The sequence below is a fragment of the Micromonospora sp. NPDC048898 genome (assembly GCF_043198035.1).
In the GTDB taxonomy this organism is placed as follows: domain Bacteria; phylum Actinomycetota; class Actinomycetes; order Mycobacteriales; family Micromonosporaceae; genus Micromonospora.
Genome location: NZ_JBICUF010000008.1, coordinates 1 through 23,799, shown reverse-complemented (window position 1 = coordinate 23,799; position 23,799 = coordinate 1). Strand labels below are relative to the sequence as shown.

The window sequence follows — 23,799 nt, the reverse complement described above, 5'->3', positions numbered from 1 at the left end:
GAGGAGATCCCTTCTAGGGTGGAGTGATGGCGTCGGTCAGGCAGGTCCAGATCACCTTCGACTGCGCGGAGCCCGAGCGCGTCGCCCGTTTCTGGTGTGCGGTGTTGGGTTACGTCGTACCGCCGCCGCCGAAGGGGTTCGCCAGCTGGGACGACTTCGATCGGGCGCGGCCACCGGAGAAGCAGGGTTCCGCGTTCGCCTGCGCCGATCCCACCGGGGTGGGTCCGCGCCTGTACTTCCAGCGCGTTCCCGAGGGCAAGGTCGTCAAGAATCGCCTGCATCTTGACGTACGGGTCGGCACCGGCCTGGTGGGTGATGAGCGGCTGGCCGTACTGGAGGCCGAATGCGCGCGGCTTGTCGCGCTCGGTGCGACGCGCGTACGGCTGCTCACCGCCGACGAGGACAACGAGTCGTGCCTCCTGATGCAGGACGTCGAGGGCAACGAGTTCTGCCTCGACTGAGCAGCCGGGCCTGACAGTCGGGTCGGGCTAGATGGGAAGTCGGCCCCGGCGCCAGCGCCAGTGGCGGCCGGCCGCCAGGTGGTCGACGACCGCACGCTGGAGCACGGTGCCGCGCGGCAGCTGGTCGAGTGGCGTGCTCAGGGTGCGGAACGCGAACCGCAGCACCTCGACGTCGGCGTCGATGCCCTCGGGCTCCTCGTAGGGGTCCAACTCGAACCGCTGCTGGAACCGGATGATGTTGGAGTCATCGGGCAGGTACTCCCGCAACTGCGGGTCCAGCAGCCAGGAGCCGCAGGCGAACGCGGTGTAGTGCTCGTCGGGGAAGTGGCGGGGAAAGAAGGCGCGGGCCTCGTCGAGTGACGCGTCGACAGCCGCCGGGGTCAGCGGCCCCGCCTCGGGGATGTGCAGATCGATGGCGGTACCGCCGCGCTGGTGCTGCAGTCGGCCCAGCTCGAAGAGGCCGCCGCGTGCGTGCAGTGTCAGCCAACTCTGCATGACCGGCCACCCCTCGCGGCGCATCCGCCTGTCGATCGCGAGGTTGCGGCCCAGGTCCGCCAGGGTCACCCAGGACACGTCGTCGGCGATGCCGTGCTCACGGTGGTATCCCCGGGCGACGGCGACCAGGGCCAGGTACGCGTACACGTAGAGATGCCGCCAGGCGGGGCCTCGGTCGCGCCGCAGTGCGGGGCCGGGCGGCAGCCAGCCGTGGCCGCCGAGATCGGCGGCAACCAGAGCGGTCGAGCGGTCGAGCAGCCAGCGCAGCTCCGGAGTCCACAGTGGCGAGCCGGGGTCGGGCCAGCCCGCCATGATCTCGGCGGCGTCGTCCGGCCGTACGGCGAGCCGGTCGAGGAGCGCGGGCGCGTCCGCCTTGAGCGGGAGCGGAGCGGACGGCCGGTCGTCGGCGAGGCGGTGCACGCGGTCGACGTCCTCGACGGGCACCCCGAGCCGGTCGGCGGTGACGTCCAGATCCACGCGCCGATCGTACCGGCCGCGGACTCGCCCGATCGGCCACCGGGTTGGGGTGATCGACTCGGTTTCCCGAATGTCGGGGTGTCCGGGCGGGGCGGATAGCCCGGTTTTCTGCAAGCCAAGCCTGCCCCAGGGCGGTAACTGCCGTTTTGTCGGCATTTCCCGCCCGGCCCGGGCCTCGGTGGCGGTCTCCCGCTCCCGTTGCTAGAGTCAGATTGTTGCTGCCGCAACTTTATCGCTAGCAACTACTTCGAGAAGGGACCCTTCGATGACCAAGCTCTCCGTCATCTACTACTCCGCCACCGGCACCATCCACGCCATGGCCCAGCGGCTCGCCGAGGCTGGCGAGAAGGCCGGTGCCGAGGTGCGCCTGCGTCAGGTTCCGGAGCTTGCCCCGGAGGAGGCCATCGCCTCCAACGCCGCCTGGAGCCAGCACTTCGACGCCACGAAGAACGAGGCGAAGGCGACCGCCGACGACCTCGTCTGGGCCGACGCGGTGCTGTTCGGCTCGCCCACCCGGTTCGGCAACGTCGCCAGCCAGCTCAAGCAGTTCCTCGACACCCTGGGCCCGCAGTGGGCGCAGGGCCTGCTGGCCGACAAGGTGTACGCCGGCTTCACCGCGACCATGACCGCCCACGGTGGCCAGGAGTCGACTCTGCTGGCGCTCTACAACACGATCCACCACTTCGGCGGCGTCGTCGTCGCACCCGGCTACACCGACCCGCTGAAGTTCGCGGACGGCAACCCGTACGGCGTCTCGCACGTGACCGGCGGCAGCAACGACGCGCCGCTGGGTGACGCTCAGCTCAACGCCCTCGACCACATGGCTCAGCGGGTCGTCAAGATCGCCAACAAGCTCGCCGCCTGACCGCCCTCGCTGGGGCCGGTTTCCATCGACGGAGACCGGCCCAGGCATACTCGAACGCTTCACGGCCTGGTCAGGGTGCCGCAGAGCTGGGGTTGGTGGCTGCGGACAACACGAGGGGGTTCCGATCAACACCATCGCCGAGCGGATGGCCGCGTCGTACTTCGATGCCATCAGGAACCTCTGTGCGGTCACCCCGAAGGGCTGGTACGCCGAGCGGGGCACCGCACGCGCAGCACTGACCCACGCCGGGGTGGCGGCGCTGAACGCGGCCTACGACACGACGCTCAAGCCGGACCTCGTGGCGCTCGACGAGATGGCGGTCGAGGTCGGCAGGCAGGCCGCGCACTGGTCGATCATGGTTCGCGGCGAGGCGGACGACGAGGTCCGCGCTCTCGCGGCTCGACACGGGCTGCTGCACCGCAGTGATCTGCCGATGCTGGCCTGCGGTGCGGACGACGTCGTGTTCCGGGCCGACTCACGGCGGCGGGAGTTGGTCCGCCAGGTCCGCGCGGCGGAGGCCGACCTCTACACCGACACCCTCACCCGGGGCTTCGAAGCCCCCGAGGGCATCTTCGGCCCACTGATGGGCGGCGGTGTGCTCGACGCCGACTCCATCACCGGTTACCTGGCCGAGGAGTCCGGTCGGCCCGTCGGCACCGGGCTCGGGATGTCGACCTCCGGCGTGGTCGGCGTGTTCAACATCGCCGTCGTGCCATCCGCACGAGGCCGCGGGCTGGGCCGCACGATCACCGAGGCCGTACTGCGAGACGGCATCGCGGCCGGCGCGGACGCCGCCTACCTGCAGTCGAGCGCGATGGGCCGGGCGCTCTACGAGTCGATGGGGTTCGGTCTCGTGGAGACCTGGACCAGCTTCACCGCGGGCTGACGAACGGCGGGCTGACGAACGGCGGGCTGACGAGCACGCGTTCGCGCAGGATGACCGCAGCGGAGAGGGAAGGACAGACATGGGTTTCAGCGACGACGTCCGCTCGGCCTTCCGCCGGGGCGAGACCGCCGCGGTGGTGCGGATGAGCGAGGTCGAGATCGACAGGGCGCGGGCCGCCGGTGATCCGGCGGGAGAGGTGGAGGCCCGCTACAGCCTCGCCCGGGTCGCCATCCGCGGGGGTGACCTCGCCGGTGGGGAGGCACGCGCTCGGGAGGCGCTCGCGGTCGCGGTTGGCGCCGGCGACCGGAGTCTGGAGGAGCGGCCCCGCCACGTGCTGGCCGCCGTGGCACGGATGTCCGGTGACCTGGCCCGCGCCCGGGAGCTCTACCGGGAGAGCATCGCGCTCAACGAGGCCCTGGGCCAGCCCGAGGTCGTCAACTCGGAGACCCACAACCTCGCGTTCTGCGAGTTGGGTCTCGGCAATCTCGACGCGGCGAGTGCGTTGTTCGCCGCGAGTCGCGAGAGGGTCTTCCGCAACGGCTGGGCGGACTTCGTCCCGTACGTCTGCGTGGCGGGCGCCGCGCTCGCGTCGGCCCACGGCGACCACGCGCGGGCCGCCCGGATGGTCGCCGTCACCGACGCCGCGTTCGCGGCACTGGGCCAGGTGCCGGATCCCGACGACGCCGCCGACCTGGCAGCCGTGCGGGCGGCCGCGGTCGAGGCACTCGGCCCGGCCGGCTACGCCCAGGAGTACGCGCGGGGCCAGCGTCTCGAACCGCAGGCGGCGTTCGCCGAGGGTGACGACTCCGGCGGCTGAGCTGGGTCAGGCGCAGGTCGACGGCGCGGTGGGGCGCACCGACGGGTGGTGGCGGAGCGTGGCGCGGAGCCGCTCGGCGTCGGGATGGCCGAGTGCGGCGAGGATGTCCAACGCCCGCAGCCAGGCGAGCCGAGCGGCCTGCGGGTCGCCCGCCGCCTGGTGACTCTCCCCGGCGTGGGTGAGCGTGTCGGCCTCGTAGTAGCGGTCACCAAGGTCACGAAACAACTCCACCGCCCGCTGGTAGCAGGCGGTGGCCTGCGGGTAGTCGCCGAGGTGGTGGTGGGCGTAGCCGATGCTGTCCCAGGTGTTGGCCTCGCCGAACCGGTCGCCCACCTCACGTACGAGCTGCAGTGCCCGCCGGCAGTGGCGCAGGGCGGCGCCATGGTCGCGGAGCTGGGCGTACTGCCAGCCGACCGAGTTGAGAGCGCGGGCCTGCAGGGCCCGGTCGCCGAGGGCTTCGAACAGCTTCAGTGCGTGCTGGGCGTGCGACAGCCCCTCCCGGTGACGCCCCTGCCGGGCGCAGACCCAGGCGATGCTGCGGGCCACGTGCGCCTGGCCGGTCACGTCACCCAGCAGGGCGTACAGGTGGGCCGCCTGTCGGAGTTGGGCGTGCGCCTCGGTGAACTGGCCGAGTTGGGCGCGGGCACGGCCGAGACCACGGCGTACGCTCGCGGCTGCCCAACTGTCGGCGAGCAGGTCGGCGGCGGTCAACGCCGTCTCGTGGGTCGCGACCCAGTCCTGCCAGTGACCCTTGCGGTCGAAGAAGTCGGCCATCGTCCAGGCCAACCGCCACGCGTGCGCGTACAGACCGTCGTCGGCGGCGCGGGTGATGGCGTTGAGCAGCACCGGATGCTCCGCGACGAACCAGGCCATCGCCTGCTCGGCGTCGGCCGGTGCCACCGCCACGACGCCAGGGTGGACGATGCCCAGGTCGATCGGGTCGCGGAAGGGTTGCAGCAGCCGGGCACCGGCGTACGCGATGTGCAGATAGGAGTCGAGCGCCCGGCGCACGGCACGTTGGCGCTCGTCGTCGCTGTCGAGGTCGTGGGTCAGCTCGCTCGCGTAGACGCGGAGCAGGTCGTGGAACGCGTACCGACCAGGGGTGTGCTCGATGAGCAGGTGGGTGCGGGTCAGCTCGGTCAGCAGCGACCGGGCCTCGCGCAGGGAGGCGCCGGCCAGGCTGGCCGCCGCGGGCACGGCGACGTCCGGGCCGGGGTGCAACCCCAGCAGCCGGAACATCCGACCGGCCGCCGGGCTCAGCGCTCGGTAGGACCACGAGAAGACCGCGCGTACGTCGGTGGTCGGGTCGCCGCCGTCGAATGCGTCCAACGCGTCGGCCGCCTCGCGTAACTCCCCGGCAAGGGCCGCCAGCGGAAAGCCGGGGCGGGTGGCGGCCCGCGAGGTGGCGACGGCCAGCGCGAGGGGCAGTCGGGCGCAGCTCGCGATGATCTGAGCGACGGCGGTCGGCTCGTTGGCCACCCGATCACTGCCCAGCCGGCGGGCCAGCAGGTCCCGGGCCTCGCCTGCGGGCAGCAGGTCGAGCGCGAGCGGGTGGGCACCCTCGCCGGCGACCAGCGAGGTGAGCTGGTTGCGGCTGGTCACCACGGCGAGGCAGCCGGCCGAGCCGGGCAGCAGCGGGCGGACCTGCTCGGCGTCGCGAGCGTTGTCGATCAGGACGAGGACCCGCCGGCCGGTCAGCAGGCTGCGGTAGAGGGCGGCCTGGGCGGGCAGGCCGGCGGGGACGCGCTCCACCGGCACACCGAGCGCGTCCAGGAAACCGCGGATCGCGTCGGCGGGATCCAGCACGGCCCCACCGGCGTCGAAGCCACGCAGGTTGACGTAGAGCTGGCCGTCCGGGAAGCGGTCGGCGACCTGGTGGGCCCAGTGCACGGCGAGCGTGGTCTTGCCGACTCCGGGTGTCCCGGAGAGAGCCGCGATGACCATCGCCGGTGGGTCGGGGTCACCCGGCCGGCCGAGCCGTTCGTCAAGCCAGCGCAACTCGACGTGACGACCGGCGAAGGCGCGTACCGCCGGGGGTAGTTGAGCCGGCGCGGACGCGCGGGCCGCGACCACCTCGCCGGCCGGCGCCGACCAGGCGAGCGCCGGGTCCTGCACCAGGATGGCGCCCTCCCGGTCGCGCAACGCCCGGCTCGGCTCGATGCCCAGGTCGTCGCGCAGGGTGCGGCGCAATCGGCGGTACGTCGCGAGCGCGTCGGACTGTCGGCCGGCGCGGTAGAGCGCCACCATGAGTTGTTCGTGGATGTGCTCGTCGAGGGGATGTTGCTGGGCCAACAGCTCCAACTCCGGTACGAGTGAAGCGTGCTCGCCGAGCGCCAGGCGGTTGTCGACGAGTGCTCGCACGGCGACCAACCGGAGGTGCTCCAGGCGTTCGGCCTGCGCGTGCAGCCAGTCGATGCTGGCGACGTCGGCAAGTGAACGACCCCGCCACATGTCGAGGGCACCGGCCAGCAGCGTGCGGGCCTGCCCGTGGTCGGTCGACCGGGTGCCCTCGCGGATGAGCCGCTCGGCCACCTCGACGTCGGTGGCGTCGCCCGGCAGATCCAGCACGTAGCCGGGCGGACGACCCATGATCGCCGCACGGGCGCCGAGGGCGCGACGCAGGTAGGACACGTGGCTCTGCAGGCTGTTCGGCGCGGTGGCGGGAGCCTGGTCCCCCCAGATCACGTCGATCAGGCGATCGGTGCTGACGATGACGCCCGGGTGCAGGGCGAGCACGGCGAGCACGCCTTTGCGGCGGAGGCCGGAAATCGGCTGGGCCGTGGTCTCCGTGGTCACATCGACTGGTCCGAGAAGCCTGACTCGCACTGGACCGCCCCCGCCTCAACCACACGATTCGACTCAGGTTATCGACGGAACAGGCGGCCTGGACGGCTCAGTCGGGCACCGGACGGTGCCGGCATTTTCAGCGCCACGTCAGCGGCACGCCAGTAGGCGCTGCCACAGTCATTCCACTGCCATCGCAGCAATCACGAACAGGTCTCCAGAGGGGAAAGTCAGCCATGAGATTCCGAATTCCTGTCGCATTCGGCGGTGCGCTCGTCGTGATGATGACGGCGTTGCTCGGCGGCACCGCCGCCAGCGCCGCCAAGGCCGGTGACATCGGCACCAACGCTGTTCAGCAGTACACGATCTTCGTGCACACCGCGAACATCAACGGGGCCGGCACCGACGCCACAGTGAAGATGAAGGTCTACGGCACGGTCGCCGAATCGCCCGGCTACGTCAACCTCGACAACTCGGCCGACAACTTCGAGCGCAACAGCAACGACTATTTCGGGCCGTTCTCGTGGTTCGACATCGGCCGCCCCGATTTCATCGGCGTCTACAAGGGAAGTAACGGTTCCGAGTGGTACCCGGAGCACGCGCAGATCTACGCGCACGCCACGGGCACCTGGTACACCTGCCCGATGAACGCCTACTACGGCGACGGCGAGGAGACCCGTTGGTTCGACTGCCCCTGAGGTCGTCGAACAACGCAGCACGACAACGGTGTCCCCGGCCAGTGGGGCGGTCGGGGACACCGCCGTGCTCGGCGTTCCCGGCGGGTTGGCGGCGGTCCGCGCGGCCGACCCCGCTGTGCCACGATTCCCGGCATGACAGACACCGCGTCGGCGCTCGCCGACATCCGCGCCCAGATCGACGAGTTGGACGCGGCGCTCGTCGGGCTGCTCGCCCGGCGGGAGGCCCTGGTCCGGCGAGCGGCCCCGCTCAAGAGCGACACGCAGGCGGTCCGTGCGCCGGACCGGGTCGCGCAGGTGGTGGCCCGGGTCCGCACGCTGGCGGACGAGGCCGGCGCGGACCCGGACCTCATCGAGCGCATCTACCGCGCCATGATCCAGACCTTCATCGACATGGAGACCGGCGAGCACCAGCGGCTCGGCGGAGCCTGAGCGCACCGCCGCCAGCACGTGTTTGTGGCACCGGCCCGTCGGGCACAGAATCACCATGGCGAATGAACGAGTCAAGTCAGTCGGCGGCTACCTCATGCGACTTGCCGGCGGGGTGGCGGTCATCATCGGCCTGCTGGGCGTCTTCGCGACCCTGGCCCAGGGCAACGTCACCGGGCTGGTCCTCAGCATCATCTTCATCGTGGGCGGTGTCGTCCTGCTCAAGCGGTCACCAGACCTCGGCCGAGGGGGTCGGAGGGAACGCGGACACGCGTGACCCTCCACGGCGACGTCATACGACTGAGACACGAAACAGGAAGGCCCGGGCCCCCGAGTGTGGAGGCCGGGCCTTCCTGCGCTTCCGGGTCAGTGCTGCTTGGCGAACGAAAGAAAGGAGCGCCAGGTCTGGGAGCTGAAGTTGAGCGTTCCGCCGTCGCGGTTCTTGGTGTCGCGCACGAGTACGACGCCGGGGAGGTTGTCGGCGACCTCTACGCAGTCGCCACCATTGCTGCCGCTTTTGGTGCTCTTGCGCCACTGCGCGCCGGTCATGTCCATGATGTTGCCGCTTCTCTCAGGAGTTCCGCTGATCGCCCCCGGGGTAGAGCCTCACTCCGGATGCGTTCCCACCGTCGTTCGAGCGTACCAAGCTCGGACGCCTGCTCAATGATCTGCGCGTGCGCTTGGCTATCCACGTGTGCCACTCGCGTCCCGTCCGGTAGATCGGCGATGGTGAACGGTCCGTTGAGCCCTGGGTAGGCCATCGTCTCGCGCGGTATCACGTGAAGCTCGACGCTGGGCAGCTCGGAGCACTGCACCAGGCGGTCAAGCTGAGCGGCCATGACCGATCGGTCCGCGGTGATGGGACGCTCCAGTACGGCCTGGTCCAGGACGGCGACGAACAGCGGGCCGCGTTCCCGGGTCAGGACCGCCTGCCGGTCTATGCGCGCGGACACCAACTCGTCTGTCTCAGCAGGTGTCAGCGCCTCCCACGCGAGCGTGGCCCGCGCGTACGCCTCGGTCTGCAGTAGGCCCGGCACCCACGCGAGCTGGAATGCGCGCAGCGCGACCGCCTCCCGTTCGACGTCGACCCACCGCCGAAACCAGGAAGGTTCCCGACGTTTCAATACGTCCGGCCATAGCTCGGTTTCTTCACGACCCAACAACGCGGCGACCTTCGAGCGGTGCCGAGTCTGGGGGATGCGTCCAGGGTTCGCCCACTTGGCTGCTGTCTTGGGGTCAACGCCGATCTGATCTGCGAGGCTGTCCGCCGTCTCGCCTACGGCCGACATGGCTTCGATAACCGCGTGGTTCATCCTTTGCCTCCTCAGATCGTCCCGATCGTCTACAGGAGATCCTGCTACGCAGTGTGTTGGTGACGCAACAGTCGGCAAGGTGGCGATAGGCGGCGCGGCCCGTGGAGGCACTGAGACTCGGCGGACGCGTTCGCAAGCGGGGCTACTCCTGACGACGAGCATCCGTCGGGGAGGCCCCTTCCCAACGACAGTAGGGGGAGAGACTGTGCCCGACGACTCGAAGCCCACTCCTGTGCAGCCGCATGTTCCCGTGGCCGCCAGGATCCATGGCCCGATCTGGCCGGTGGCGCAATGATCGGGCAGATGAGGGCCGGTGACGTCGTCCTTCTGACGACCGCCGCGAGCGTGCAGTTCCTGCGCCCGATCACCGTCCGAATGATTCGCGAATTGCCTGATCGGCACACGTACGACGGATGGATATGGATAGATTGCTATGAATTGAACGCGGCGGGCGACGCGGTTGCACGGCGCGAACTGTTCGTGATGCGCGGCGGTGTGCAGTTGCAGGCGCACGGCGCCGCACCGAACAAGCCCCGGCCCGCCCGCCGGCAGCCCATCCGTCGCGGCCCTGTGAGGGTCGGCTGATGCGCGGCGAGCCGGAGCACAAGCCGCTACGCCCGTCGTGGCGCTGCCCGAACTGCGGCATTCTGTGGCCCTGCTCGGCCGCGAAGCTGCGCCTGCTCGGCGAGTTCCGCGAAAATCGGCCGGGCCTGCTGCTTCACCTGGCGGGGGTCCAGAAGGAGGCCGAGGTCGACCTCAGTCAGCTCAACCCGGACGCCACGCTGCCCGACCTGGCGCCACGCTTCGTCGGCTGGGCCGAGCGCCGCTAGGCGAATAAGTCCTTACTGAAAGAGTCGCGCTGGTCGAGATGGCCAGCGGGCTGCGGGAGCCGAAGCTGCTCGAAACGTGGTGTGGTGGATCGCGCCCGGGTCGACCGGACGCTGAGGGGCGCCCTCACCCGTCTGTCGTTCGGCCATCCTCCGGCGCGGCCGGGCTCGGGGCGGACGGGGGTGTGTAGCCGAGTTCGTTGGAGATCTGGTTCGCGGTCTCCAGCAGGCGCGGCAGGTTGCCCTTCAGCTGGTCGAGGCTGGCGATGACCTCGATCGCGGTGATCGAGGCGGCGGCGATGACCTGGCCCCGGGAGTCCCTGATCGGCGCGGCGACGCACATCACGTAGGCGTCGTGCTCACCGTTGTCGGTGGCCCAGCCGTTTTCGCGGATGCGGGCAAGTTCGGCGTCGAGGGCGTCGCGGTCGGTGAAGGTGGTGTCGGTGAATCTCTCGTAGACGACATGGGAGAGCAGGCGGTCGCGTTCCTCGCGGGGGAGGTAGGCAAGGATCGTCTTGCCGACGGCGCTCGCGTAGACGGACACCGCCCGGCCGATCCGGGACGGCAGCTTGACGGCGTCGAACGCCGGGCTGTCCACCTTGTCGATATAGATGATCTCGTCGCCGGTCAACTGTGCCAGGTGTACGGTGTGGCCGGTCTCGCGTTGCAGCGCACGCAGGTGTGCGGCGGCGGGCTGGCGGAGGTCCATCGAGCCGAGCGCGAGTTCGGACAACTCGATCAGGCCGCTGCCGAGCACGTAGGTGCCCGCGCCGGTCCGCCGGACGAAGCGCGCGGACTCCAGTGTCTGCAGGATGCGCAGGGCCGTGGACTTGTGGACGCCGAGCACGTCCGCAGCCTCCGTAAGGGACAGCGGGTGCTCCGCGGATCGACGGATCAGGTCGATCGCGCGGCGAATCGATTGCGCCAAGGCTGTGCCTCCCTCACGCGACGGCCGGACCGTCGCTACCATTGCACATTATGCAATATAGATGACGCCATGTGCAATCGCCTCTTGACACCGTTGCGCATGGCGCTACGATCGTTGCAATTTCATCCAGATGATGCTGACTCGTAACACTGGAGTAACGATGGGTAACCAGCGCGCTCGCTTCGGCATCGCCAGGGCGACATGTGCCCTCGGCGTGGTCGCCGCTCTCCTGACCGGTTGTGGCTCCGACGGCGATTCGGGGGACGGTGTCACCAAACTGACCTTCGCCGCCTCGACCTTCGGCGATCCGGGCCGCGGACCTCTGCTGACCAAGTGGCTCGACGAGTTCAACGCGAGCCAGACCAAGGTCCAGGTCTCCGCCGCCGCGGTGCCGTACCCGACCTTCGGCCAGACGGTGCTCACCCAGATGGGCAGCGGCAAGGGCCCCGACCTGGTCCGCTTCGACATGCCCGAGTTCGAGGCCGCGTCCGACGCCGGTCTCGTCGCACCGCTGGACAAGCTGATCGATGCCGGCAAGTACGACCTGCTGAAGCAGCCCGACCAGTTCATGGTCCACGATGGTGTCCGGCACGGCATCATCTTCGAGGCGTCGAACTACGCGATGTTTTACAACGCGGATCTGATCTCGACGCCGCCGTCCACCTACGAGCAGTTCGCCGCCACCGCCAAGTCGCTGACCAAGGGCGACGTCTTCGGCCTGGCGTTCCGGCAGACCGAGGCCGAAGAGGCCGGCGTGTGGCAGGACATCTTCAACTACGTCTACGGCTTCGGCGGCGCGTGGTCCGACGGCAAGAACCTGACGATCAACTCGCCGGCGAACCTCGCGGGTCTGCAGGCGTACAAGGACCTGTACGACGCCAAGGTGATCCCGCGCGGCGCGGACGCGGCGACGTTCCGGCGCATGTTCGCCGAGGGCAAGGTCGGGATGGAGCTCAACAACGGGGGCTACGTGACCGCGACGCGCGGTCAGAACGCCAAGCTGAACTTCACAGTCGCGCCCATCCCGTTCCCGGTCCGCAAGCAGGGTGCGATCCTCGCGCCGATCGTGATCAACGAGGCGAGCGAGGGCAAGGACGAGGCCGCCACCTTCATCAAGTGGGCGCTGGAGCCACAGAACCAGGTCAAGCTGCAGGAGATCCTCGGCGCGAGCAGCGTCGCCACCACCACGCAGCGCAGCGCCGAGTCGCTCAAGGCGACCCCGTTCCTCACCGTCTTCGACGGGCTCACCGAGACCAGTCTGCCGCAGATCGTGTTGGGGTTCGAGGCCAAGACACCGGACATCCGCAAGGTGGTCGTGCAGAACGTGGTCGCGGCACTGCAGGGTAAGGCCGACCTGAAGTCGGCACTGGACCGCGCCCAGCAGCAGGCGACCGACCTGGTCCGCTGACCGCTCGACACGGCGACGCTGCCGGCGTGACGCGACGTGCGCCGGCAGCGTCCTTTCCCCAGAAGGATCGAACCCGATGACTGTGGTCGAGCAGACCGGAGCACCGAAGACAACACCCCGGCCCGGGGCCGGGCGTCGGCCCAGCCCGTTGGGCAGCAGGTGGACGCCGTACCTGTTCCTGGCACCCGCCGCACTGTTCATCCTCGTCTTCCAGGCGGTGCCTCTCGTTCAGGAGGTGTACCTCAGCTTCACCCGGACGAGACTGCTCAACCCGACCAAGAGCGAGTGGGTCGGGCTGGACAACTTCGAGCGCATCTTCGGTGACCCGGAGTTCCGCCACACCCTGCTGATCACCGTCGTCTACGTGATCACCTGCGTCGTCGTCGCGATCGGCGCCGGGCTCGTCGTCGCACTCCTGCTCAACGGGAAGTTCCGGGGCCGCGGTGTGGCGCGGGCGCTCGTCACGGTCCCCTGGGCCGCTCCCGGCATCGCGGTCGCGCTCATCGCCACCTGGATGCTCAACGCGCAGTACGGGATCGTGAACCGGTTCCTCGACGCGGTGGGGCTCGGTGTGCCGGGCGGTGCCATCCTGGACAGCCCGCGCTACGCCCTCCCGGCGGTGCTCGCCACGACCATCTGGCAGCTGTTCCCGTTCACCTCCGTGGTGTTGCTCTCCGCGTTGCAGTCCGTCCCGCAGGACCTCAACGAGGCCGCGACCGTGGACGGCGCGGGACGCTGGGCCACCTTCCGCGCGGTCACCTGGCAGGTCATCAAGCCCACAGTTGGCCTGCTGGCGCTGCTGATGACGATCTGGTCGCTGCGGCGGTTCGAGCTGATCTGGCTGATGACCAAGGGCGGGCCGGTCGGCGCCACCGAAACGCTCGTCATCGACCTCTACTCGCAGGCGTTCGACTCGAAGGAACTCGGATCGGCGGCGGCCATCGGGATGGTCGGTGTCGTCATCTCACTCATCGTCGTCATCGGCAGCCGACTGGTTGCCCGTGCCGTGGAGAAGGAGCACGCCCGATGAGGCGCTTCCGTTTCGGTGTCACCGCACGGATCGTCGCCGTGCTCGTCGTACTCGGTGTAGCGGTGTTCCCGTTGTACTGGATGTTCGTCACGGCGCTGTCGAGCAACAGCGACCTCTTCGCCGACCGGCCCCGGCTCACGCCGGACCTCGGTCAGTTCGGGGTGTTCGTCGACGCGCTGGCCGAGGGCAAGGCGGCCGGCTGGCTGCTCAACAGCCTCGTCATCGCCGTGGGAACGATGGTCGTCTCGGTCGGCCTGGGCATCCCGCTCGGCTACGCGCTGTCCCGGTTCTCGTTCGCCGGCAAGGCCGTGTTGACAGTCGTGCTGCTGTTCACGCAGATGCTTCCCGAGGCGCTCATGGTCGTGCCGCTGTTCGCGTTGTTCCGCCGATTCGAACTGCTCGACTCGCTGACCGGCCTGGTGCTGGTGAACTCCGCCTTCGTCCTGCCGATCGTCGCGCTGATCCTCAAGGGCGCGATCGACGGCATCCCGAAGGAGTTGGAGGAGGCCGCGCGTGCCGACGGTGCCCGGCCCTTCACCACCCTGACCCGCATCAACGTGCCGCTGATCGCACCGTCGATCGCGGCGACCGCGGTCATCGCCTTCTTCCACGCCTGGAACGAGTACGTGTTCGCGGTGACGTTCATCTTCAACCCCGACCTTCAGCCGGCCTCCGTCGGCATCGCGAACTTCATCGGCGAACTGGGTACACCGATCCAGACGGTGATGGCCGTCGCGTTCCTGTTCACGCTGCCCGCCGTCGCCTTCTACCTGTTGGTGCAGAAGTACGTGGTGTCCGGCATGACCGCCGGCGCGGTGAAGGGTTGAGCCGAAGAATGAAGATCGTCTCCGTCGACACGGTGGTCGTCGACTTCTACCGTACGAACCTCGTCATCGTGCGGGTGCACACCGACGAGGGGATCACCGGGCTCGGTGAGGCCACCCTGGAGGGCAAGGAACGGGCCGTCCAGGGCGCGATCGCCGAGCTGGCCGAGGCGGTGGTGGGCCTGGATCCCACAAGCATCTCGAAGATCCTCTACGAGACCGCGCGGGACTGGTACTGGCGCGGCGGGCCGGTCATCATGACCGCGCTGAGTTCGCTGGAGATGGCCCTGTGGGACATCTCGGCGCGCGACCTCGGTGTCCCGGTCTCCCGGCTGCTCGGCGGTGCGACCCGCGACCGGGTGCGCGCGTACGCGAACGGCTGGTTCTCCGGAGCGGTCACGCCCGAGGACTACGCGGCGGCCGCGCGCCGGACGGTGGAGTCCGGCTTCCGGGGCCTCAAGTGGGACCCGTTCGAAAACTACGACCTCACCATCACCACCGGGCAGTTGGATCGGGTGCTCGCCCAGATCGACGCCGTCCGTGCCGCGGTGGGCCGCGACGTCGAGCTGTTCATCGAGGGGCACGGCCGCTTCGACGTCCGCCACGCGATCAGGGTCGCCAACGAGATCGCCCAGTTCGACCCGGTGTGGTTCGAGGAGCCGTGCCCGCCGGACAACCTCGATGCGCTCGTCGACATCCGCCGCGCGTCGCCGGTGCCCATCGCGGCGGGGGAGCGGTGGTACGGCCGGCAGGGCTTCGCGCCGGCGCTGGCCCGCCAGGCGGTCGACTTCGTCCAACCCGACGTGACGCACGCCGGCGGGATCGCCGAGCTGGCCTTCGTCGCGACGCTCGCGGCGACCAGCTACGTGGGGTTCGCGCCGCACAACCCGAGCGGCCCCCTCAGCACGGCCGCGACGCTGCAACTCGGGGCGACGCTGCCCAACTTCCGGTATCTGGAGATCATGGCGACCGACGTGCCGTGGCGGCCCGAGATCACCAACGAACGGCTGGTGCTGACCGCCGACGGCGACGTGCTCATCCCGACCGGAGTCGGACTGGGCATCGAGTTGGATCTGGACGCGATCGAGCGGCACCCGTTCACACCGCATCCACTCCGGATGTTCCAGGACTCCGTGTACGACATCCGTCCGCGCGACGAGCGTTCCTTCTTCAACCTGGAGAGCGGCTCATGACGGTGCCCCAGCCCCGGCGACAGCCCGACGGCGCGGACTGGTGCGGGACCGCCGCCGAGGCGCTGCCGGACGACGTCGACGACAGTGTCCTCATCGGCCGGATCTGGGATCCGGCCGGCGACGGCCCCTCACCCGTGACCGTCCGCGGCGGCGAGGTCATCGACCTGAGCCGGCGGTTCCCCACCATCCGGGACATCTGCGAACTGCCCGACCCCGCCGCGACCGTGGCCGGCCTCGACGGGCCGCGGCTCGGCGACTTCGGAGAGATCCTGGCCAACACGGGTGCCGCGACCCGCGACCCCACCCGGCCCTGGTTGCTCGCCCCGGTCGACCTGCAGGCACTCAAGGCCGCCGGCGTGACCTTCGCCGTCTCGCTCATCGAACGCGTCATCGAGGAACGGGCCCGCGGTGACCTGGCCCTCGCCGCGGACATCCGACACCGGATGCTCGCCGACATCGGTGCCGACCTGCACAGCCTGGTGCCCGGCTCGGCGGAGGCCGAGCGGCTCAAGAGCCTGCTGGTCACCGAGGGTGTCTGGAGTCAGTATCTGGAGGTGGGGATCGGGCCGGACGCCGAGATCTTCACCAAGGGGCAGATCCTCTCCGCCGTCGGCACGGCCGTCCCGGTGGGGGTCCTCGCCTCGTCGACCTGGAACAATCCGGAGCCCGAGGTCACGCTGATCATCCAGTCCAGCGGCCGGATCGTCGGCGCCACCCTCGGCAACGACGTGAACCTGCGCGATGTCGAGGGCCGCTCGGCGCTCCTGCTTCCCCTGGCGAAGGACAACAACGCCTCGTGTGCCCTCGGCCCCCTGATCCGGCTGTTCGACGAGCGGTTCGACCTGGCCCGGGTGCGCGAGCTCGAGGTGAGCCTGGAGGTCCGCGGTGTGGACGGTTTCCACCTGGCGGCGGTCTCGCAGATGACCCAGATGTCGCGCGACCCGGCGGACCTGGTGCGGCAGTTGATCGGCCCGCAGCACAGCTACCCCGACGGTGCCGCCCTGATGCTCGGCACGATGTTCGCGCCCACCCAGGACCGGGACCGCCCCGGCGAGGGCTTCACCCACAAGATCGACGACGTGGTACGCATCGGCTGCCCGGCTCTGGGCACCCTGGTCAACCGGGTACGGCACGCCCAGGAGTGTGAGCCCTGGCAGTTCGGCGTCCGGGATCTGATGGGCAATCTGGTAAGGAGAGGACTGCTGTGAACGTGGTCAGCACTGTCGACCCCCGCGACGGTCGACGTCGTACGACGGAACTCACCGAGACCGACGAGCCTCGGCTGGAGGTGATCGCCAGCCAGGCGTCCCAGGCCGCGCAGTGGCTGTCCGGCCTGGGCCGACTCGGCCGGGCGGACCTGCTGGACGCGATCGCCACGTCGCTGGAGGCCCGTCGCGGGGACCTGGTCGCGGCGGCCGAGGCGGAGACCGGGCTGAGCCACGCGCGACTCGACCAGGAACTCACCCGGGCGGCGATCCAGTTCCGGATGTTCGGTGACGTGCTGCGCGACGGGGGCTACGTCGAGGCCGCCATCGACCACGCCGCCGACACACCGCTCGGACGCGGCCCGGACCTGCGGCGGATGCTCGTACCCCTCGGGCCGGTGGCGGTCTTCGGCGCCAGCAACTTCCCGTTCGCCTTCTCCGTGGCGGGGGGTGACACCGCCGCCGCGCTCGCCGCGGGCTGTCCCGCCGTCCTGAAGGCCCACCCGTCGCACCCGTTGACCTCGCACGCCTCGGCCGAGGCCATCGCGGCGGCCGTCCGCGACCTGGGCGGGCCCGACGGTGTGGTCGCGACCGTGTACGGCGAGCAGGCCGGCCGTTCGCTGGTGCGCCACCCCGCGATCCGCGCCGCAGCCCTGACCGGCTCCGTCGGCGCCGCCCGTGGCATCCAGGCGGCCATCGACGAGCGACCCGACCCCATTCCCCTGTACGCCGAGCTGAGCAGCGTGAACCCGATCGTCGTCCTGCCCGGCGCGGCCGCCGACCGGGCGGAGCAGATCGCCGAGGGGCTGTTCGCCTCCTTCACCAACTCGGGCGGCCAACTGTGCACGAAGCCCGGGTTGGCATTCGTGCCGTCGGATCCGAGCGGTGCGCGCCTGGTCGAAACGCTGCGGGAGAAGGTCGCCGCCACCGGCGGTGCGATCCTGCTCAACGACCGCATCCAGGCCGCGTACGAGCAGCAGGCGACGGCGTTCGAGCAGGCTGGTGCCCGTGTCGCGGCGCGCGCGCAGGTCGACCCCGGCGAGGGTTTCCGCGTCGCGCCGGCGCTCCTGGAGGTCGATCTGCCGGGCCTCACCGCCGAGCTCACCGACGAGTGCTTCGGCCCGCTCATGGTCGTGGTGCGCTATGACGACGTCGCCGCGCTCGACGCCGTGCTGGCGACCGTCCCCCCGTCGCTGACCGGTTCGATCCATCGTGGACCGGCCGATGACGCCGGTGTCGTACGCCGGCTCGTCGACAGGTTCGCCGGCCGCTCGGGTCGTATCGTCTTCGACGGCTATCCCACCGGCGTGCGGGTGTCGTGGGCCCAGCACCACGGCGGGCCCTGGCCCTCGACCAACGCCGTGCACACCTCGGTCGGCGCCACGTCGATCCGGCGCTTCCTTCGCCCGTTGGCCTGGCAGGACGCCCCGGCCTGGGTGCTTCCCGAGGAACTACAGGACGGCTACACCGCCATTCCCCGGCGCGTCGACGGGAGGTTGGAGCAGGCGGTGCGATAGCCACCGCACCCATCGACCTCCCCGGTGGGACGAACCCCGGCCGCCACCCCCGGTCACCGGAGTGACGGCCGGGGCGCCGCCGCCTCAGCCGGTCACGGGGTCGCTTCCGTGGCCCGCATCCGCAGCATCGTCCAGGACGCGGGGGGCAGGGTCAGCCGGACGTCCGCGTCGGCCTGTCGCGCCGTGTCGTTGGGGCGCGGCTCGGCGTGGTCCGGGCCGTCGGCCGTGTTCTTGGCGTCCAGGTCGGTGCCGCCGACGGTGACACACTCGATGATCCCGGTCACCTGGGCGCCGCTGACGTCGACGGTCACCTGGGCCGGGGTGTCGGTGTCGCGGTTGACGAGGAACACGGTCAGCTCGCCGGTGCTGTCGTCCCAGGTGGAGACCGCGTCGACCGCCGCCACGTCACCGTAGCGGTCGGTGGTCGTCGTGCTGCCGTCGCGGAGCACGTCGAGCACCGCCCCCCGGGCGTGCCGGGCGGTGCGGGCGAACGGGTGGAAGATGGTCTGCCGCCAGGCCGAGCCGCCGGGCTCGGTCCTGATCGGTGCGATGACGTTCACCAGTTGCGCCTGGCACGCCGCCGCCACCCGGTCGCTGTGCCGCAGCAGGCTGATCAGCAGGCCACCGACGACGACGGCATCGGCCACGCTGTAGTGATCCTCCAACAACGGCGGCGCGACCGGCCAGTCCTCGCCACTCGGCGGCGTCGACGGGGCGGCGGACTGGTACCAGACGTTCCACTCGTCGAACGCGATCATGATCTTCTTGGTCGAGCGGCGGATCGCACCGACCGAGTCGGCGATGGCCGTGACGGCGTCGATGTAGGTGTCCATGTCCTCGGCGGAGGCGAGGAAGCTGCGCAGGTCGTCGTCGACCGGCTGGTAGTAGGCGTGCAGCGAGATCAGGTCGACGTCGTCGTACGCCTCGGTGAGCACGTCGCGTTCCCAGCTGCCGAACGTGGGCATGCCGAGGTGGGACGAGCCGCAGGCGACGAGCTCCAGATCGGGATCGAACCGGCGCATGGCCTTCGCGGTCTGCGCGGCGAGGCGCCCGTACTCGGTCGCGCTGCGCTGGCCCACCTGCCACGGGCCGTCCATCTCGTTGCCCAGGCACCACAGCCGGATCCCGTACGGGTCGGTCGCGCCGTTGTCGCGCCGCTGGTCGGCGAGGTGACTGCCACCGCGGTGGTTGGCGTACTCGAGGAGGTCGACCGCCTCGGCGGTGCCCCGGGTGCCGAGGTTGACCGCCATGATCGGTTCGGCGTTCGCCTTGCCGAGCCAGCGCATGAACTCGTCGAGCCCGAACGCGTTGGTCTCCAGGCTGTGCCAGGCGAGGTCGAGCCGGGCCGGTCGTTGCGCGACCGGCCCGACGCCGTCCTCCCAGCGGTAGGAGGAGACGAAGTTGCCGCCCGGATAGCGGACCGTGGTGATGCCCAACTCGCGCACGAGCGCGAGGACGTCGCCCCGGAAGCCGTCGGCGTCGGCCGTCGGGTGCCCCGGTTCGTAGATGCCGGTGTAGACACAGCGACCCAGGTGCTCCACGAACGAGCCGAAGAGTCGGCGCGGCACCGGCGCGACGCGCCGACGGGGGTCCAGGCTCAGACGTGCGGTGTGCACGGCGCCTCCCCGGTGGCCATCGGCGCGATCCCGGCCTGCCGGTCCGCCCTGGGTCGGGCGGGCAGCCGGTGGCGGTGGGGGAGTGGACATCCGGTGCCGGCCAGGTGCTCCGGCGGGTTGGGGTGGGGGTTCAGGACGGGCTCCCTTCGTGCAGGCCCCGACGCCGAGCTCTCTGCCGCGGCAGCGGAACCGAGGGTGGTGGTGGCCGTGCGAGGTCTGGACATCGCGGTGGCGGTCGGTTACGTTCTCGATCTATGTAAACGTTACCGATTACGTTTGCGGTAGGGAACACGTCGACCCGGACCGGTTTTCGGTGGACCACATTCCCGCTTCGCCGTTCGCCTCGTCGTTGGGCGGAATGAATTCCGACGGCGCTCGCCCGCCATTCTTCCGGGCCGGACAACCGCGAAATTCGGCAGCTCTCCTCGGCCGTCAGGAGTGACGGTCGGCCACATTTTCGGGACGGTCCGCGTCGGTCCATCGTGACCCCACAGGTGTCCTGGTAGGACAGTTGTCTCGGGTTCGGAGGTCTTGTGCTCGTAATCCCTGTCGGTTACGTTGGCAACACCCTGGAAACGTAACCGATAACGATTGCAGTCCAGAGGGAGCGGCATGATCGAGGTCAATGCGCCGGCGACAATGAGTGATGTGGCACGGGTTGCCGGCGTTTCCACCGCGACCGTCTCGCGGGTGGTCAACGGACATTACGGCGTCAGTGCCCGCACTGTCGCTCAGGTCCGTTCGGCCATCGAGCAGCTCGGCTACGAGTCGAGTCTGGTGGCCACCAGCCTTCGGCGCAGCCGCACCAACGTCCTGGGCCTGGTGACACACAGCTTCCAGTCGTACACGGCGGAGGTGCTCAAGGGGGCGATGAAGGCGCTGAGTCGCTCCGGCTTCGACCTGATCATCTACGCCAACAGCGACCTGTACGGATCGTATTCGGAGGGTTGGGAGAAGCGGCACGTGGCCCGCCTGTCGGGCACCCTCACCGACGGGTGCATCGTCGTCACACCCTGGGGCGAGGTGCGGAGCCGGACGCCGATCGTGGCCATCGACCCGGTGCGGGGCTCGACGGCGCCCTCGGTGACTGCCGACAACCTCGCGGGCGCGACCACAGCGGTCGAGCACCTCCTGGGCCTGGGCCACCGACGGATCGGGTTCATCGCGGGCCGATCCAGCCTCGCGGCGGCCTGGTCTCGGGAGGAGGGATACCGGGCGGCGCTGAGCGACGCCGGCATCCCGATCGATCCGACGCTGATCGGCGAGGGAGATTTCAACCCCGAGTCGGCGGTCCCGCTGGCGCGCGCCCTGTTGCGACGGGCGGACCCGCCAACGGCGATCTTCGCGGCGAGCGACGGGATGGCTCTCAAGGTGCTGGAGGTCGCCGCGGAGTTGGGGTTCTCGGTCCCCGGAGACCTGTCCGTCGTCGGATTCGACAACATCCCGGAGTCGGCGTTGACCGAGCCCGCTCTGACCACGGTGGACCAGTCGATGTACCAACTCGGGTACGAGGCCGCGCGCATGTTGAAGTCGCTGGTGACCGGCGAGTGGGAGGGGCCGCGCCAGGTGGTGCTCCCGACCGGCCTGGTCATCCGCGGATCGAGCGCGCCACCACGAGGCACGGCACGAGGGTGACCCGGGTCCGCGAGTGATCCCGTCGGGTGCGCCCGTGGCAGGACGGCGAAGGAGGTGTGCACGCAGACCCGCGGCGAGATCCACCGATGAGTTGAGCCGGTCAGTCGGGTCGCATCCGCTGCCGGCGCAGGAAAGGAGTGGAGCGTGACAACCGAAACGTACCACTGGCGTTCACGCCGATCGGGCGTACGCCGGCTCTCGGCGGTGTTCGCCGCCGGAGTCATGGCGGCCGCGACTGTTCTGCTCGCGCCGCAGCCGGCCGCGGCGGAAACGCCGTGGCTGGACGTCTCCCCGGATCGCTACGCCTCGTTCACAGTTCCCGCGGCGTACATCCAGGAGCAGTTGGGCACGGTGTCGCAGGTCGTCGTCGAAGGCAACATCGGCCCCTCGGCGGCCTGGGCGGAGTTCGGTCTGACCCGGCGTGGCGACGTGTGGTCGGGCATTCTCGGCCCGCTCAAGCCGGGGCTCTACCAGTACCAGCTCACCGCCGACGACACCTTGAGTCTCAAGGATCCGACGAACAGCACAGGTGTGGCGTCCAATCCCCTGCTGAGTACCTTCCTCGTCGCGGGTGACTCGGCACGGTGGCTGGCGGACGTGCCGCCGGGCACCGGCGGCAGGGTCGAGACCCTGACCTACCGGGCCAGGGGCGAGCAGCGGTCGGCCCTGGTCTGGACCCCACCGGGATACGCGGCCAAGGGGTCCAGGGGCTACCCGGTGCTCTACCTGCAGTCGGGCGAGGACGTGCCCACCACCGACTGGCTCGACCTCGGCCGGACCAGGCAGATCCTCGACAACCTCGCGGCCGAGGGCGCCAGCAGGCCGATGGTGGTCGTGATCAACGACGCCGACGGTGCGGATGGCAGGGAGCTGCGCAAGGCGGTCGCCGACCGGTACCGGGTCCTGCGCGACCCGGCGCACCAGGCGATCGCGGGCGTGTCCGACGGCGCGACGCGGGCACTGCGAGCGGCCGTCGCCAGTCCCGGCCAGTTCGGCCAGGTGGGCTGGTTCTCGGGCCACGCGGCCCCGGCCGTCGACCGGAAGAGCGCCAGGGCGGTCAAGCTGCTGCGCCTCTACACGGGCAACGTGACAGATCCCGCGTACAACACCACCTATCGGCTGATGCGGGCGTTGGACCGGGCCGATGTCCGCTTCGAGTTCGACGGGGTCAACCCGGACGGCGGTGCGAACTGGCAGACCTGGCAGGAGAATCTGGTCGACTTCGTGCCGCGGCTGTTCCAGCACGTGTCGGACCACGGCCCGAGCCCCGGTCACCGGCCGCTGACGGGGGAGTTCGCCCCGCCGCCGGCCGGCACCACCCCGACGCCCTTCGTCACCAGGGACGGTTTCGTCACCTTCGAGACCACCACCGACTTCGCCGACGCCCAGCACGTCACGGTATGGGCGAACATCGCGCCGGGCGGCAGTTGGCTGCGTGTGCCGCTGACTCGCGAGGGCGACCGGTGGCGAGCGACAGTGGGTCCGCTGAAGCCCTGGTTCTACTACTACCGGCTCATCGTGGACCGGGTCGCGGTCAAGGACACCGCCAACCCGACGACTGTGACCACCGAACCGACGTGGAGCACCTTCCTCCTCCCCGGGCCGGGCGCCCGCCTGCTGTCGGACGTGCCCGCCGGCCGGGGCGGCACGGTCGAGAGCATGACCTATCTGAGCACCGTGGCGGGCCAGGAGCGCACCGCGCTGGTGTGGACGCCACCCGGATACGATCCGGCCCGGCCGCAGCCGTATCCCGTGCTCTACCTCCAGCACGGCGGCGGCCAGAACCACACCGACTGGGTCGAGATGGGCCGCGCCAAGCAGATTCTCGACCACCAGTTCCTCGACGGCGACCTCACGCCCATGGTCGTGGTGATGGGCAACGGCAACTCGTCCAACTTCACCAGGGAGTTGCTGGACAACATCGTGCCGACGGCCCGCGCCCGCTACCACGTCTCCAGCGAGTCGTCGCAGCAGGCCATCGCCGGGCTGTCGATGGGCGGCGGGCAGGCGTTGGGGGTGCTGCGGGCCCACCCGGGTGAGTTCGCCTACGTCGCGGCACTGTCGGCCGGCTTCGGCAGCGGCACCGGCGTCGACGTCGAGGCGATCAACAACGGGACCACGATGCTGCGCCTGTACGTCGGCGACCAGACCGATTTCGTGTACCCGAGCTTCATGGCATCCCTGACCACGTTGGACACCCTCGGCATCCGCTACGAGTTCGACGGGGTGACCCCCGGGCCGCACGGCTGGGACGTGTGGCAGAAGAACCTCATCGACCTGGCGCCGCGTCTGTTCAAGCGCTAGGGCCTGTGTCAAAGCCCCTGGCCGGCCTGCGGCGGGCCCAGACGACGACCGGCCGCGTTGGAGATTGGTCCGGATACAACACCGGTATCC

23 protein-coding genes are annotated in these 23,799 nt (G+C 69.9%); 17 read left to right on the top strand and 6 right to left on the bottom strand.

Going from position 1 to position 23,799, the window contains the following annotated elements:
* The first annotated feature begins 26 nt into the window (after nucleotides 1-26).
* Nucleotides 27-461 (top strand): VOC family protein, encoded by a 435-nt coding sequence (locus ACGFIQ_RS21350; RefSeq protein ID WP_393246093.1) that lies wholly within the window; start codon nucleotides 27-29, stop codon nucleotides 459-461.
* Nucleotides 462-488: 27 nt separating this feature from the next.
* On the opposite strand, the gene ACGFIQ_RS21345 is transcribed toward ACGFIQ_RS21350, so the two are convergent.
* Nucleotides 489-1,433: an acyltransferase domain-containing protein gene (locus tag ACGFIQ_RS21345; protein ID WP_393246091.1), complete on the bottom strand. Its 945-nt coding sequence runs from the start codon at nucleotides 1,431-1,433 to the stop codon at nucleotides 489-491.
* A 265-nt stretch (nucleotides 1,434-1,698) separates the two neighbouring features.
* Between ACGFIQ_RS21345 and wrbA the strand changes: the two genes are divergently transcribed.
* The 3 genes from wrbA to ACGFIQ_RS21330 all read left to right on the top strand — a co-directional run bounded on the left by wrbA (nucleotide 1,699) and on the right by ACGFIQ_RS21330 (nucleotide 4,001).
* On the top strand, nucleotides 1,699-2,298 hold the full coding sequence (gene wrbA, locus ACGFIQ_RS21340; RefSeq protein WP_393246089.1) for an NAD(P)H:quinone oxidoreductase: 600 nt from the start codon (nucleotides 1,699-1,701) through the stop codon (nucleotides 2,296-2,298).
* A gap of 145 nt (nucleotides 2,299-2,443) precedes the next feature.
* Nucleotides 2,444-3,184, top strand: a complete 741-nt coding sequence (locus ACGFIQ_RS21335) for a GNAT family N-acetyltransferase (RefSeq protein WP_393246087.1) — start codon at nucleotides 2,444-2,446, stop codon at nucleotides 3,182-3,184.
* 79 nt (nucleotides 3,185-3,263) lie between these two features.
* Nucleotides 3,264-4,001: a tetratricopeptide repeat protein gene (locus tag ACGFIQ_RS21330; protein WP_393246085.1), complete on the top strand. Its 738-nt coding sequence runs from the start codon at nucleotides 3,264-3,266 to the stop codon at nucleotides 3,999-4,001.
* Nucleotides 4,002-4,007: 6 nt separating this feature from the next.
* Here the strand turns inward: ACGFIQ_RS21330 and ACGFIQ_RS21325 are convergent, their stop codons facing one another.
* The gene (locus ACGFIQ_RS21325; RefSeq protein WP_393246082.1) at nucleotides 4,008-6,797 is read right to left on the bottom strand and encodes a BTAD domain-containing putative transcriptional regulator; all 2,790 of its coding nucleotides are present in this window, start codon (nucleotides 6,795-6,797) and stop codon (nucleotides 4,008-4,010) included.
* Nucleotides 6,798-7,021: 224 nt separating this feature from the next.
* Between ACGFIQ_RS21325 and ACGFIQ_RS21320 the strand changes: the two genes are divergently transcribed.
* The 3 genes from ACGFIQ_RS21320 to ACGFIQ_RS21310 all read left to right on the top strand — a co-directional run bounded on the left by ACGFIQ_RS21320 (nucleotide 7,022) and on the right by ACGFIQ_RS21310 (nucleotide 8,186).
* Nucleotides 7,022-7,483, top strand: coding sequence for a PLAT/LH2 domain-containing protein (locus ACGFIQ_RS21320; RefSeq protein WP_393246080.1), 462 nt, complete (start codon nucleotides 7,022-7,024; stop codon nucleotides 7,481-7,483).
* Between the two features lie 132 nt (nucleotides 7,484-7,615).
* Nucleotides 7,616-7,912: a chorismate mutase gene (locus tag ACGFIQ_RS21315; RefSeq protein ID WP_393246078.1), complete on the top strand. Its 297-nt coding sequence runs from the start codon at nucleotides 7,616-7,618 to the stop codon at nucleotides 7,910-7,912.
* A 55-nt stretch (nucleotides 7,913-7,967) separates the two neighbouring features.
* Nucleotides 7,968-8,186: a hypothetical protein gene (locus ACGFIQ_RS21310; protein ID WP_393246076.1), complete on the top strand. Its 219-nt coding sequence runs from the start codon at nucleotides 7,968-7,970 to the stop codon at nucleotides 8,184-8,186.
* A gap of 89 nt (nucleotides 8,187-8,275) precedes the next feature.
* Here the strand turns inward: ACGFIQ_RS21310 and ACGFIQ_RS21305 are convergent, their stop codons facing one another.
* On the bottom strand, nucleotides 8,276-8,458 hold the full coding sequence (locus ACGFIQ_RS21305; RefSeq protein ID WP_393246074.1) for a DUF397 domain-containing protein: 183 nt from the start codon (nucleotides 8,456-8,458) through the stop codon (nucleotides 8,276-8,278).
* Entirely contained in the window at nucleotides 8,455-9,222 is a 768-nt protein-coding gene (locus ACGFIQ_RS21300; protein ID WP_393246071.1) for a DUF5753 domain-containing protein, read from the bottom strand. The genes ACGFIQ_RS21305 and ACGFIQ_RS21300 overlap by 4 nt, the downstream gene beginning before the upstream one ends.
* A 291-nt stretch (nucleotides 9,223-9,513) precedes the next feature.
* Between ACGFIQ_RS21300 and ACGFIQ_RS21295 the strand changes: the two genes are divergently transcribed.
* Both ACGFIQ_RS21295 and ACGFIQ_RS21290 read left to right on the top strand, forming a co-directional pair.
* Nucleotides 9,514-9,807, top strand: a complete 294-nt coding sequence (locus tag ACGFIQ_RS21295) for a hypothetical protein (RefSeq protein ID WP_393246069.1) — start codon at nucleotides 9,514-9,516, stop codon at nucleotides 9,805-9,807.
* Nucleotides 9,807-10,052, top strand: a complete 246-nt coding sequence (locus ACGFIQ_RS21290) for a flavin reductase (RefSeq protein ID WP_393246067.1) — start codon at nucleotides 9,807-9,809, stop codon at nucleotides 10,050-10,052. Before ACGFIQ_RS21295 ends, ACGFIQ_RS21290 begins: the two co-directional genes overlap by 1 nt.
* 124 nt (nucleotides 10,053-10,176) lie before the next feature.
* Here the strand turns inward: ACGFIQ_RS21290 and ACGFIQ_RS21285 are convergent, their stop codons facing one another.
* Nucleotides 10,177-10,977 (bottom strand): IclR family transcriptional regulator, encoded by an 801-nt coding sequence (locus ACGFIQ_RS21285; protein ID WP_393246065.1) that lies wholly within the window; start codon nucleotides 10,975-10,977, stop codon nucleotides 10,177-10,179.
* Nucleotides 10,978-11,137: 160 nt separating this feature from the next.
* Here ACGFIQ_RS21285 and ACGFIQ_RS21280 point away from each other — a divergent pair, with 160 nt between their 5' ends.
* The 6 genes from ACGFIQ_RS21280 (at nucleotide 11,138) to ACGFIQ_RS21255 (ending at nucleotide 18,154) form a co-directional block, all read left to right on the top strand.
* On the top strand, nucleotides 11,138-12,385 hold the full coding sequence (locus ACGFIQ_RS21280) for an ABC transporter substrate-binding protein (protein ID WP_393246063.1): 1,248 nt from the start codon (nucleotides 11,138-11,140) through the stop codon (nucleotides 12,383-12,385).
* 76 nt (nucleotides 12,386-12,461) lie between these two features.
* Nucleotides 12,462-13,415, top strand: coding sequence for a carbohydrate ABC transporter permease (locus ACGFIQ_RS21275; RefSeq protein WP_393246061.1), 954 nt, complete (start codon nucleotides 12,462-12,464; stop codon nucleotides 13,413-13,415).
* Nucleotides 13,412-14,242, top strand: a complete 831-nt coding sequence (locus ACGFIQ_RS21270) for a carbohydrate ABC transporter permease (RefSeq protein ID WP_393246058.1) — start codon at nucleotides 13,412-13,414, stop codon at nucleotides 14,240-14,242. The genes ACGFIQ_RS21275 and ACGFIQ_RS21270 overlap by 4 nt, the downstream gene beginning before the upstream one ends.
* Before the next feature lie 8 nt (nucleotides 14,243-14,250).
* On the top strand, nucleotides 14,251-15,432 hold the full coding sequence (locus ACGFIQ_RS21265) for a mandelate racemase/muconate lactonizing enzyme family protein (protein ID WP_393246056.1): 1,182 nt from the start codon (nucleotides 14,251-14,253) through the stop codon (nucleotides 15,430-15,432).
* A complete protein-coding gene (locus tag ACGFIQ_RS21260) occupies nucleotides 15,429-16,640 on the top strand; it encodes a fumarylacetoacetate hydrolase family protein (RefSeq protein WP_393246054.1) in 1,212 nt (403 codons plus the stop codon). Before ACGFIQ_RS21265 ends, ACGFIQ_RS21260 begins: the two co-directional genes overlap by 4 nt.
* The gene (locus ACGFIQ_RS21255) at nucleotides 16,637-18,154 is read left to right on the top strand and encodes an aldehyde dehydrogenase family protein (protein WP_393246052.1); all 1,518 of its coding nucleotides are present in this window, start codon (nucleotides 16,637-16,639) and stop codon (nucleotides 18,152-18,154) included. Before ACGFIQ_RS21260 ends, ACGFIQ_RS21255 begins: the two co-directional genes overlap by 4 nt.
* Before the next feature lie 92 nt (nucleotides 18,155-18,246).
* On the opposite strand, the gene ACGFIQ_RS21250 is transcribed toward ACGFIQ_RS21255, so the two are convergent.
* A complete protein-coding gene (locus tag ACGFIQ_RS21250; protein WP_393246050.1) occupies nucleotides 18,247-19,770 on the bottom strand; it encodes an alpha-N-arabinofuranosidase in 1,524 nt (507 codons plus the stop codon).
* Between the two features lie 612 nt (nucleotides 19,771-20,382).
* On the opposite strand from ACGFIQ_RS21250, the gene ACGFIQ_RS21245 reads away from it, so the two are divergent.
* Nucleotides 20,383-21,405, top strand: coding sequence for a LacI family DNA-binding transcriptional regulator (locus tag ACGFIQ_RS21245; protein WP_393246048.1), 1,023 nt, complete (start codon nucleotides 20,383-20,385; stop codon nucleotides 21,403-21,405).
* A gap of 144 nt (nucleotides 21,406-21,549) precedes the next feature.
* On the top strand, nucleotides 21,550-23,709 hold the full coding sequence (locus tag ACGFIQ_RS21240; protein WP_393246046.1) for an alpha/beta hydrolase: 2,160 nt from the start codon (nucleotides 21,550-21,552) through the stop codon (nucleotides 23,707-23,709).
* Nucleotides 23,710-23,799 lie beyond the last annotated feature (90 nt).